This window comes from Bradyrhizobium sp. SZCCHNR1015, from assembly GCF_032489875.1.
Lineage (GTDB): Bacteria > Pseudomonadota > Alphaproteobacteria > Rhizobiales > Xanthobacteraceae > Bradyrhizobium.
In genome coordinates, this window is the sequence record NZ_JAUEYW010000002.1 from 14,255 (window position 1) to 25,934 (window position 11,680).

Here is an 11,680-nt window from a genome sequence, read left to right on the forward strand (position 1 = left end):
CATTCGCGCTGGACTTGGAATGGAGGCGCGCATGCCAATCTCCTTCGATGAACTGGTCGACGATGTCATGCGGCGAAGCCCGGAGACCATCGGCGTCTTTCTTGCTTTCCAGATGCGTTGCGTCGGTTGCCCGATCGCCTGCTTTCACAACGTCGCGGATGCCTGCCACGAGCATGGCGTCGATCCCGACGCGTTCCTCTCGGCGCTGTGTGCCTGCGCGTGATCAGCTACGCGATGCGGCCGCATCGCCGGCGCCCTGCTGCGCCAGCAGGACGATCTTGTGCGGCTCGCGCAGGACGATCTTCTGACGCCCGCTTTCGACCAGGCCGAGCTGCTCCCAGCCGGAGAGGATGCGGCTCACCGTGTGCAGCGTCGTCCCGGTCATCTGCGCAATGTCCTGCCGGCTGATCGGGAAATCGATCTGCACGCCATGATCGAGCTTGCGGCCGGCCTGGTTGGCGAGCCGGAGCAGCGCATGCGCGATGCGCTGCTCCACCTGCTGGGTCGACATCTCGATCACGCGCGCATGGGTTTCCTGCAGCCGCTGGCCGACCGTCTGCAGCGTGTTCGCCGCCAGCGACGGAAACCTCGCGACCAGTCTCGGCCATGCGGCGGACGGCCAGGCCAGCACGATGCTGTCGTCGACGGCGGTCGCAGTCGCCGGATAGTGCTGCAGGCCGATGGCCGGGGCGACGCCGAACGTATCCCCGGGCACGACGTAGCGCACCACGATCTGGTCGCCGGTCGGCGTCGTCTTGCTGGCGCGGACATGGCCGTGCAGCAGCAGGAAGAACGAGATCGCATCGGCGCCCTGCTCGAACACCGCGCCGTTGCGTGGAACGCGAATCGAACGGGCTTCGCGCAGCACATCCGTCAGATCCTCCGCGGACAGCCCCGCAAACAGCGGCAGATGCGCGACCAGCGAGCGGTCGATGGAAGCCATGATATTCTCCGGGCCGACGGCGGATTTTGCCCGCTCAATAGCACGTTTTTGCGATCCGTCGGAAGTTTGTGCTGGCGCAAGCCATATCGGACGACGCGCAACTACATGTTAAGCACACAGCGCCATATCGGCGCGGTTCCCGTCGCCCATCGAGCGAGCATGCACATGGCCATTCCACGCAACTATCAGGGCTGGACCGTCCTCGCCAACGGGTTCAGGCCGTTCTTTCTGCTCGGCGCGCTCCAGGCTGTGCTGGCGATCCTGATCTGGCTCCCGGCCTTTTACGGCGAGCTGAAGCTGAGCTCGGGCTTTGCCCCCCGAGACTGGCACGTGCACGAGATGCTCTACGGCTACCTGCCGGCCATCGTCACCGGCTTCCTGTTCACGGCGATCCCGAACTGGACCGGACGGCTGCCGATCCGGGGCGTGCCGCTGCTCACCCTCGTGCTGGTCTGGATGGCCGGACGACTGGCGGTGACGATGTCTGCGCTCGGTCCGTGGTGGGCCGCGATGCTGATCGATGCGAGCTTCCTGGTGCTCGTCGTGCTGGCCGCCGCCCGCGAGATCGTCGCCGGGCGGAATTGGCGGAATCTGCCGGTGGTCGCGATCGTCACGGTGCTGTGCGCCGGCAACATCGCGTTCCATGTCGAGGCTCATCTGCGCGGTTCGGCCGACTACGCGATCCGCATCGGCGTTGCCGTGATCGTGCTGCTGCTCGCACTGATCGGCGGCCGCATCACGCCGAGCTTCACCCGCAACTGGCTGGTCAAGCACAATCCCGGCCGGCTGCCGGTGCCGTTCGGCCGCTTCGACCTTGCCGTCGTCCTGTTCAGCGCGCTGAGCCTGCTCGGCTGGATCCTGGCTCCCGAAAGTGCGGCAACGGCGCTCGCGCTCGCTGCGGCCGGCGCGCTGCACGGGGCGAGGCTCGCGCGCTGGGCCGGTGATCGCACCTTGCGCGAGCGTTTGCTGGTGATCCTGCATGTCGGCTATTTGTTCGTGCCGCTCGGCTTCCTGCTCACGGCCGCCGCCAGCCTCGGATGGATTCTGCCGAGCGCGGGGCTGCACGCCTGGATGGTCGGGGCCGCCGGCATCACGACGCTCGCCGTCATGACGCGGGCCACGCTCGGCCACACCGGCGAGGCGCTGACGGCCGCGCCCGCGACCCAGGCGATCTATCTGGCGATCATCGTCGCAGCGGTCACGCGGGTCTGCGCCGTGTTGGCGCCGACGCATGCCGAGGCGCTGCTGCACGTCGCGGCGTTGGCCTGGATCATTGCCTTCGCCGGCTTCGTGGTGGCGTTCGGTCCGCTCCTGCTCGGCCTCAAGCGTCGTTCACTGGCGGTGCGACGGGCGGGATCGGCTCAGCCGGTGCTCTGATTGCGCGCCACGGCGCGCGAGAACACCACCTCGATCAGCGTGCCGGATTTCGGCGCCGCCTTGATGTGAAACTGCGCCCGGTTGGCCTCGACCAACGCCTTGGTGAGCGACAGGCTGAGACCGGCGCCGTCGGAGCCTTGCTCGGCCGCCGAGGGCGCACGGAACGGTTCGAGCGCGGCGGCCACCTCCTGATCGTTCAGGCCATGACCGGTGTCGCGCACGCGCAGCGCGACCTCGCCGAAATCGGTCAGCGCGGTCGAGACGATGACCTGGCCGCCGGGATTGGCCAGCGAGATCGAGGCCGAGATCAGGTTCATCGCGATCTGGCGCAGCGCCCTGACGTCGGCGATCACCGGCGGCAGTAGTTGCGACAGCGAGGTGCGGATGATGATGCGGGCGCGGTTGGCCTGCGGCTGCATCGCTGCGACGCAGCCCTCCACCAGCTCGTTCAAATTTTGGCTGGTGAAAGCGAGCTCGAGCTTCCCGGTCTCGATGCGCGACAGCTCCAGGAGATCGTCGATCAGGGACACCACGCGCTCGCCCGAGGCGCGGATATCCTTCATGTATTCGGCGTAGCGGGTGTTGCCGATCGTGCCGAAACGTTCGCCGATCATGACCTCGGCAAAGCCGATGATCGCGTTCAGCGGCGCGCGCACCTCGTGGCTGATCCGGGCGAGCATGTCGGCCTTGGCGTTGGCGGCCCGATCGGCGACGCGACGGGCCTGCAGCAATTCGCTTTCGCCGCGGCGGAGCTGCGACAGATCGCGAAACACGGCGAAGAAATTCGGACCGTCGGTCCTGGTCCGGCCAATCGCCATCGACAACGGAATGACGCCGCCCTGAGCGATCTTCCCGAGCACCTCGTGGCCCTTGTCGAGCCCGCTCGACGCGCCGGACTGCTGCGCGCTGTCGAGATAGTCGAGCACGAGGCGTGCGCTCTCCGGTGCGAACAGCTCGATCAGGTTGCGGCGGACCAGCGCCGCGCCATCGTAACCGAACAGCGCCTCGGCGCTGCGGTTGCAGGCGTGGATGTTGCCGCCGGCGTCGAACATCAGGATGCCCTCGGCGGTGACGTCGAGGATCGCCGCCAGATCTTCGGCTTCGGCGTGGCCCGCAGCCGGAGGCGGGGCGACGACCAGCGCGGCGGGGGCCGGGGCCGGCATCGGTGCCACGTCGGTCGTCGAAATCGCAGCCGCAGGGCCGGGCAACGGAGCGAAGATCAGGGCATGCGCGCTATCGCCGTCCCAGGTGATCGTGAACAGGCGGGCTTCCGCCTTCACCTCCTCGCTGGAGGAGCCGTCGGCGGCCGAGATCGTGACGGGAGTGCCGGCCTCGGACTTGTTGGGTGCAGATGACACGCCCGGCTCGACATAGAGCGCATCGAGCCCGCCGGCCTGCTCCAAGGCCGCAAGGTCGGCGTAGCCCATCTGCTTGAAGAAGGCCGGGTTACCGTAGAGCAGGCGGTCGAGCCGGTAGATCAGCATGCCCGTGGGCAGCAGGTCGAGCAGGATGCGGTCGCGCTGGCTGTCGCCCTGGGCCGGCGGCTCCTCGGGTGTGAGCCATTCGGTGTGCAGCTCCGCGCCTTGATCGGGCGCCGTCTCCGTCGCCGACGGAGCCTGCTGCGGCGGCGGGACGAGCGGATCGCTCATTCGCGATCCCGGCTCGGGCACCACGCCCTGGACGTCCGCGGGCGCGTTGCGGATCTCACCTTCGAGGCGGGCCGACAGCTGGCGCGCGAGCTCATGAAACGCACTGTTCTCCACCGGCGTGAGCACAGGATGCTTGGACTCGCCCGGAGCGCGGAACGGGACCACGTTCCCGGTCGTTTCGAGCCCGATGCCCTCGATGTGGTGTACGTCCGGCGCAATGGAAGCCTCACGCGATGACGCAGTGACGTTGTCCTGCTGCGGCGGCACATCTGCGGCCCGCACATGGTCGGATTGGGCAAGCTCGGTTTCGTCGGCGTCCGGAACATCGGTCGCGGCTGCATCGGTCGATGCGGGGCGACGCAGTGCGGCCAGCCGGTCCAGGGCGTCGAGGTCGCGACAGACACCGAAGCCGCGATAGCCGGCATGGGTCCTGTCCTCCGCCAGGACGGGCAGTCCCGACAATTCGACCGCAAGCCGCTCGCCCTCGGCGGGCCAGCTGACGACGAGCCCGCTCCAGGTCTCTTTCGTTTCGATCGCGGCACCGACCCGCCCGTCGGGATCGAGGCCTAGCGATGCAGCGAGCTCATGCCAGGGACGGCCGAGCTCGGCGGCGCCGGGCCGCCCGATCAGGTGGGTGAATTCATCGGAGCCGATCGAGAACCGTCCCTCGGCATCCATCTGCCAGGAAAATCGGAGCGGATGGCGACGGCCGACTGAAGGCTCCGCCGCGCCGGATTCGGCAGGATGCGCGTGATCTTCCGTTTGCGGCGCCGGCGCCTTGAACAGATCAGCTTCGGCCGGATCGTCGATCAGCAGGAACTCGGCCGGCGCGTCGTTCGACAGCGCGGGGGATTCGTCGTCGGTTTGGCGTTCAGTCATTGCATCCATCGGAAGAGGAGGCGAAGTCACGACCGCGGGCCCAGCGGCAACATCCACGGGGGCTGATGATGCCGGGGCGGCATCTGCGGTTGGCTCAGGTATTGGCGCCGAGCCCGGCGCCTCGATCTCGTCGGCAGGGGCCGGCATCGGGACGGCCACCAGCCCGACCTGATTGCCGCTGCCGATGCGGTAGAGCGCTGCGCGCTCCGTGCCGAACGTCACCTCGGCCATGCCATCGGCCAGCGCCGCCCTGCGTATCTCGACGAAATCCGGCTCGGTCAGGTCGCGCATGCCGAACAGGCGCCGTCCGGCTGAACTAATGCCGGCGAACTGGCCGTCCTGGGTGAATGCGATCAGCGCATGCTCGCTCGTCTCCGCCAGCCGCTTCAGGCGATCCGCCAGTGGGAAGCTACGTCCACCCCCGTCAGTGCTGGTGATCAGCACCGCGCGCGTGCCATCGGGCAGGTCGATCCTGGCGCAGCCGCAGGTCGCGAGCGTGCCGAGCGGCGCGCCGAAACCACGTAGACGTTCCAGCCGCAAAGCGCCGGTCTCGGGCAGCCGCCGTCCCAATTGAGCGACCTGGCGGCGATGCGCGTCGGCGGGGCCGAACGTTTTCGCGATCAGCGCCGCTGCGCTTGTCGCACCGAGGGCGCGCGCACCGGCCGCATTGGCCCACAGCACACGGCCGCCATCGGCCGACCATAGCCAGGCCGGCAGACTGCCGGCGGCGTGGACGGCCAGCCGGGGGTCGCTGAGGGCCTGCAATTCGAGATCGGCGTGGGTCATGGGCGACGACGGCGAACGGCTCTTGTGATGTTGATCGGCCGTGGATGACCGGCGGCCGGAACTGGAAGCGTTAAGAATTCGTTACTATCGCGCGTTTTGAGGGCCGAGGTCCACGGCGGGGCCGCACTCCTGTCCTGCTAAAGCTTGGATAACCTTAATGTGTTCCTCGTGAGCCCCCCGGGCTCGGAATCGCGGCGAAACCGGCATGGACCGTTGCAATCTCGGCTCTCGATAGCACGATGATACCCTGGACTGGTTCGGGGCCGCTCGGCAGCGGGAAAGCTGCTGAGAGACGAGGGCGCAGCCAATCGGGACTTCAGAAGGAGGAAAGCATGACTGACGATGGACGACGATTCGAGATTCCGAAAGACGTGCGGGCAATGGCGGAGGCGGGCTTCGACCAGGCACGTCAGACGTTTGAGAAGTTTCTGGCCGGAGCGGAGGCGACGGCCGGCTCGCTCGAACAGCGCGGTGCGACAGTGCGGGCCGGAACCAAGGACATCGGCTCCAAGGTCTTGTCCTACGCGGAAAAGAACGTCCAGTCGTCGCTCGACTACGCCCAATCGCTGGTCCACGCCAAGGACCTGCCCGAGGTGCTGCGGCTGCACAGCGAATTCGTTCAGGGCCAGATGCGATCGCTCGCCGAACAGGCAAGCGAAGTCGGCCAGGCCATCGGCAAGGCCGCGATCGACGCAACCAAGCCCAAGGCCTGATCAGACATGCCTCGATCCCCCTTTTTCTGGAAGCGGGCGCGGCAACAGTTTCTGATAGTGGAATTTCCGTTGCGTTGCACAAAAGCGCCACGATATAGCTCTACGCGAGGTTGTTACCTCCCAGGGGCGGTTCCTCTGCGTGATCCGAAGTGACTTCCCGATTGCCGGGCCGGTCCAGTCTCAATGTTTCGAAGGATGCATGCCATGACCAATGCCACCGATCCTTTCTCCGCGTCGATCATTCCGTTCGAGGTTCCCGAACAGGTACGCGCGCTCGCCGAAAAAGGCGTGTCGCAGGCCCGCGAGAACTACGCCAAGTTCAAGGACGCTGCGGAAACCCACAATTCGGCCATCGAGGCCTTCTTCGCCAACGCCAGCAAGGGCGCCGGCGTCTACTCGTCGAAGGTCATGGAATTCACGAAGGCCAATACCACCGCGTCGCTCGACTTCGCCCAGGAGCTGTTCGGTGTGAAGTCGCCGTCGGAGGCGATGGAGCTGTGGACCGGTTTCGCGCGCAAGCAGTTCGAGACCTTCACCGCCCAGGCCAAGGAGCTCGGCGAGCTCGGCCAGAAGGTTGCGGCCGAGACGGTCGAGCCGATCAAGGAAAGCGCCACCAAGCTGTTCAAGACGGCGGCCTGAGGCAGCCTCAAGTCTCGCCAGGTGCGCGATGCGGCCGCGCGCCGGCATGGACGGCGGGTAGATCCAGAACCCGGGCGCGTTGCGGCCGGGTTCGATGCTTTCTGGGCTCCCCGCTTGAACGGGGGCTCACTCGGGCCGAAACGGCGTCAAAAAACGCAGTCATGGCAGGGGACTTTATCCGTTCTCGGCCTTGCCAAATTCGCCCGTTGCACCTAGTTTCCGGCCCGTTCGGACGCCCCTCGCGGGCAGTCCCATGGCGGATGCAGTTGTAGCTCAGTTGGTTAGAGCGCCTGTCTGTGGAACAGGAGGTCGGTGGTTCGAGCCCACCCAACTGTACCATGGCCGGGACCATCGCTGGGCCATTCGCAAGCTCACCTCTATCCGTGCTCCGCGTCCCATTGATCGTGCGCCGTGATTGGTCGCCCGTCGCGACCTCTCGCGCATGGCTGTGGCCGGGGCGTGGCCGCAGAGCTTTGCCCGCGGAAGCCTGAGCCCGGTCTCCGTATTTCGACGGATATATCGCCGGGCGTGCGCTCGCTTGCGGTTTGCCGCGCCGGATCGGTAGCACGGCGTGGCACTGTTGCTTGCGAATCCGGTCTCCTTCAATCACACTTTGCGGCAACGAGGGGGAGGGGACGATGAGAGGGATTGATCTCGATCCACGCATCTCTGCCGTACTGATCGTAATGGCCGCGCTGTTAGTCCCCGTAACCGCACGGGCCTATACCGCCGAGCAGGAGCAGGCATGCACAGGCGATGCGTTCCGGCTTTGTAGTTCCGACATTCCCGACGTCGATCGTGTCACCGCCTGCATGGTTCGCCGCAAGGCCGAGCTGTCGCCGTCATGCCGCGCCCAATTCGGGCCGCCAGAGCGCCAGGCAGCGTCATCTGGCCGTGCGGAACGGCCGATGAGCATTCGTCCTGTCACCAGGAAGCCGGTCACTGCGCGCGCTGGCAAATCGAAGAAGTCGACGCGACCAGACGCGACCTGAGCGACGCCGATTGCCGCCTTTGGCGGCACTCGGAATGACCGCAGTCTTCGGACGCACACCTCGATGCGCAGCCTCAACATGTAAATGCGATGGGGCATGACCGGATGTTGTCGAACATCGCCGCCTGATCTGCTGTTTTGCCTGCTTTGGTGTGACTCAAAAACCAATGCGTTTCGGCAATCAGGAGTTACGTCTTATCAATCGCTAAATTTATCTTCCGCGAATCAGTCCGCTGATTCATTTTCGCTGCCGGGGTCAATCTGGAGGCCAAGGTATGAACGTTATTGTTTTCGCATCGCGTAAGGGCGGTTCAGGCAAGAGCACCCTGGCCGCCCATCTCGCTGCGCAGATCAAGTCGAGCAAGTCTTGTCTGCTCATCGATGCCGACCCTCAGGGGTCGCTCACGCTTTGGCACAAGCTGCGCGGCACCAACGAGCCGCCGATCAAGACGGCCGTGAACTCGGTGAGCGCGATCGTGTCCGCCGCCCGCCGCGACGGCGTCGAGTGGGTGCTGATCGATACGCCGCCGACCATCTCGGCCGTCGTCGAGGATGCGATCAAGAATGCGACCATGGTGATCATCCCGGCCCGCCCCGGCGTGTTCGACGTCAACGCGGTGCAGGAGACGATCCAGACCTGCCGCGCCGCGCGCAAGCCCTACGCGGTCGTTCTCAATGGCGCGCCAGCGCGCCGCGACGATGCCGAAAGTCCGATCGTCACCATCGCCCGCGAAGCGCTGGCGAAGTTCAAGGCCCCGGTGTGGGGCGGCCAGATCACCAACCGCGCCGATCTGCTGATGGCGCTGGGCCAGGGTGAAGGCGTGCGCGAATATTATGCGGAGGGCCGTGCTGCGGCCGAGATCGCACGCCTCTGGGCTGCGATCGAGCGTTCGGTGCGGGCTATTCGCGGTACTGTGTCGGCCAACGGCGCCATGCACAAGCAGGCGGCCTGATCGCGGCATCAGATGGGGCATCGACGCGCGGTCCTCCGCGCGTTTTTTGCGTCGGGTCACAAGCTCTCGCGTGAGTGCCGAATTCGCGCCGCGCGAGAGGGCTTGGCGAGGTCAGGCAACCATCAGGAAATAGAAGGCGATTGCCGGCGTCAGGGTCAGGATCACGGACCAGATCCCGACCGCCCAGAGAATGTCTTCGACGCTGAAACCCTGATGCTCAGGGTATGGATGATCCTGCAAAGCCACGACGTCCTCGCGCTCTTTGACGTTTTCAACATCCATAGCGGAACATCTTTAAACACGAGGTTGCGGACTGCGCCGCTTTTGATCGCGTTTGTTAGCTCGGATTAACCACGGAGATTCTGCTCCGGCTCCACAGCGGTGGCGCGGCTCTGCCTGGCCTTTCCGATCGGGAAGGCCAGGCAGAGCCAGCGAATGGGTTGGGGCGTGCTCAGGCAACGCGGTTCTGCGTGGTCGTCGGCTGGCGCCGCTCGATCTGCTGATCCAGCCGTGCGGCCAGCTCGGCGCCAACCTCTACCATTGGCAGCCGTACTTCGGGGCTCGCAATGACGCCGGTGCGCGCCAGCCAGTACTTGGCCGGTGCGGGGCTCGGCTCGGTGAACAGCAGCCGCGTGAGATGCTCGACCAGCGCCCAGCACGCTGCTGCCGCGTCGTGACGGCCGGCCTTCACGTGCTGCAGGATTGTGGCAAACGTCTCGGTCTCCAGATGTGCCGAGAGCAGGATGGCGCCGTCGGCCCCGGCCTGCAGCGCATCGAAGCTCTGGGCGTCTTCGCCCGTCAGGATATGAAACCCTGCGCGCCGGCGCGTGATCAGGTCGCGCGTCTGGGTGCGGTTGGCGCAGCAATCCTTGAGGCCAGCGATAGCGGGATGCTCGGCGAGCTGCAGCAATGTCTCGTTGTCGAGGCCGACCGCCGAGCGATAGGGAATGTTGTAGAGCACGATCGGATGGACGGTGCGGTCGGCCAACGCGGTGAAATGCGCCAGCAGGCCGCGCTGCGACGGACGCACGTAAGGCGGACTCGAGATCAGATAGAAGTCGATCGGCCATGACGCGGTTCGGTCGAGCGCTTCGATCACCTCGGCCGTCGCCACGCCGCCGACACCGAGACAGATCGGCAGCGGCCGGCCGATGGTGTCGAGCTCGTCCCGGACCACGCTGATCAGACGGGCGCGCTCGTCCCATGACAGCGCCAGTCCTTCGCCTGACGTGGCACCGAGCACCAGTCCATCGATCGGCTTGGCGGCGTAGTGCCGAACCAGATTGCGTAAGGATGGTTCGTCGAGCGCGCCATCGCGGAACGGCGTGATCAGGGGCAGCCAGAGGCCCTGCAGTCGGGTCGTAACGTTGGTCATGGTCCATCTCCTTGGGTGGCAGGAGCCGGAGACGGGACACGCAAAAAAGCCCCGTCCTCGCGGCGGGGCTGGTGATGCGGCGGTGAATTCGAGAGATTCTAGCGCGCGCGTCCACATGTCCCCGGGAGGGGAGCTTTTTTCGACAACAACTTGGCGTGCGAAGACGTGGACATGCGATCTAGATGCGCGGTGCAGGCGATGCTGTCAACGCCGCATCGGGCACGACACGGAAACATTCGGCAAAAAAATAGCCGGGCCCAAATGAGCCCGGCTGGAGGTATTGGCCAAAGAGGCCGACACAATCACCTTCCAAGAGGGATTTCTGAGCGCTCGCGCCACTGGAGGAGGGGGACAATGCGCAACGCCAACGCTCAGCACATGCTCACTATGGGCTCTCGCATGGCGTCGCAGCAACCATGCAAGCCGCATGTCAGACATGCACAATGTCACGCCGGCCAGCGCTGCGCTTTGCTCACGACGAAGTCACGGAACACTTGAACGCGTGCGACCGTCTTCAATTCCTCGGGATAGACGAAGTAGGTGTCGAGCTGGATCGAATCCGACTCTCCGAACAATTGCACGAGACGGCTGTTTTCCTCGACGAGGTAGTCCGGCAGCGCGGCGATGCCGAGCCCTTGCTGGCAGGCGCGGACCAGGCCGAGAATGTTGTTGACCCTGAAATAGGCCTCGCGCGGACCGGATCCGTTGCGGCCGGCATCGACCAGCCAGCTGCGGTTCTGCAGATGCGGGGCGACCTGGCCGTCGGCCAGCATGATGATGCGGTGATCATCGAGCTCGTCGAGGGTGCGCGGCGTACCGAAGCGCTTGACGTATTCCGGTGAGCAATAGGCGTGGAAGCTGATCGCGAACAGCTTGCGCTGGATCAGATCGGGCTGGGTCGGCTTGCGGGTGCGGATCGCCACGTCGGCCTCGCGCATCGACAGATCGAGCTCCTCGTCGGTGACGATCAGCGAGATCCGGATCTCCGGATAGAGCGCGGTGAATTCCCCGAGCCGCGGGATCAGCCAGTTGATGCCGACGCCCGGGGTTGTCGTGATCTTCAGATCGCCGCTCGGCCGCTCGCGGCTGTCGGTCAGCTTGGCGCGCGCCGCCTGCAATTGCATGAAGACGTCATGCGCGGTCCGGAACAGCAGGTCGCCCTGCTCGGTAAGGATCAGCCCGCGGGCGTGACGGTGGAACAGCGAGACTGCGAGCTCCTGCTCGAGCGCGCTGACCTGGCGCGACACCGCCGATTGCGACAGCCCGAGCTGCTCCCCGGCATGCGTGAAGCTGCCTGCTTCCGCCGCTGCGTGAAACACCTTCAGCTTGTCCCAATCCATATCCGTAAATCCATCCCTTGATCGTGGCATCGTCA

Annotated in this window: 10 protein-coding genes and 1 tRNA gene; 6 read left to right on the plus strand and 5 right to left on the minus strand. The window is 65.7% G+C overall.

Features of this window, described 5'->3' with window-relative positions:
- The first annotated feature begins 19 nt into the window (after positions 1-19).
- On the plus strand, positions 20-223 hold the full coding sequence (locus QX128_RS03845) for a DUF1858 domain-containing protein (RefSeq protein ID WP_409997929.1): 204 nt from the start codon (positions 20-22) through the stop codon (positions 221-223).
- Here QX128_RS03845 and QX128_RS03850 read toward each other — a convergent pair whose 3' ends face one another.
- Positions 224-943, minus strand: a complete 720-nt coding sequence (locus tag QX128_RS03850) for a Crp/Fnr family transcriptional regulator (protein ID WP_315802629.1) — start codon at positions 941-943, stop codon at positions 224-226. It lies immediately after the preceding gene.
- Between the two features lie 165 nt (positions 944-1,108).
- Between QX128_RS03850 and QX128_RS03855 the strand changes: the two genes are divergently transcribed.
- A complete protein-coding gene (locus tag QX128_RS03855; RefSeq protein WP_316236726.1) occupies positions 1,109-2,320 on the plus strand; it encodes an NnrS family protein in 1,212 nt (403 codons plus the stop codon).
- Here QX128_RS03855 and QX128_RS03860 read toward each other — a convergent pair.
- Positions 2,305-5,634 (minus strand): PAS domain-containing sensor histidine kinase, encoded by a 3,330-nt coding sequence (locus QX128_RS03860; protein ID WP_316236727.1) that lies wholly within the window; start codon positions 5,632-5,634, stop codon positions 2,305-2,307. The two genes, QX128_RS03855 and QX128_RS03860, sit on opposite strands and share 16 nt — an antisense overlap.
- Before the next feature lie 332 nt (positions 5,635-5,966).
- Here QX128_RS03860 and QX128_RS03865 point away from each other — a divergent pair, with 332 nt between their 5' ends.
- The 4 genes from QX128_RS03865 (at position 5,967) to QX128_RS03880 (ending at position 8,930) form a co-directional block, all read left to right on the plus strand.
- Complete coding sequence (locus tag QX128_RS03865) at positions 5,967-6,347, plus strand: phasin (protein WP_316217921.1); 381 nt, start codon at positions 5,967-5,969, stop codon at positions 6,345-6,347.
- A gap of 204 nt (positions 6,348-6,551) precedes the next feature.
- Entirely contained in the window at positions 6,552-6,986 is a 435-nt protein-coding gene (locus QX128_RS03870) for a phasin (RefSeq protein ID WP_315802633.1), read from the plus strand.
- Positions 6,987-7,248: 262 nt separating this feature from the next.
- Positions 7,249-7,325 (plus strand) — tRNA-His (locus tag QX128_RS03875).
- Between the two features lie 927 nt (positions 7,326-8,252).
- Positions 8,253-8,930, plus strand: coding sequence for a ParA family protein (locus tag QX128_RS03880; protein WP_231327589.1), 678 nt, complete (start codon positions 8,253-8,255; stop codon positions 8,928-8,930).
- Positions 8,931-9,041: 111 nt separating this feature from the next.
- Here the strand turns inward: QX128_RS03880 and QX128_RS03885 are convergent, their stop codons facing one another.
- The 3 genes from QX128_RS03885 to QX128_RS03895 form a co-directional block, all read right to left on the minus strand.
- Positions 9,042-9,212: a hypothetical protein gene (locus tag QX128_RS03885; RefSeq protein ID WP_315802635.1), complete on the minus strand. Its 171-nt coding sequence runs from the start codon at positions 9,210-9,212 to the stop codon at positions 9,042-9,044.
- Between the two features lie 169 nt (positions 9,213-9,381).
- On the minus strand, positions 9,382-10,305 hold the full coding sequence (gene dapA, locus QX128_RS03890; RefSeq protein ID WP_316236728.1) for a 4-hydroxy-tetrahydrodipicolinate synthase: 924 nt from the start codon (positions 10,303-10,305) through the stop codon (positions 9,382-9,384).
- 446 nt (positions 10,306-10,751) lie between these two features.
- Positions 10,752-11,675 (minus strand): LysR family transcriptional regulator, encoded by a 924-nt coding sequence (locus QX128_RS03895; protein WP_315717522.1) that lies wholly within the window; start codon positions 11,673-11,675, stop codon positions 10,752-10,754.
- Between the last annotated feature and the right edge of the window lie 5 nt (positions 11,676-11,680).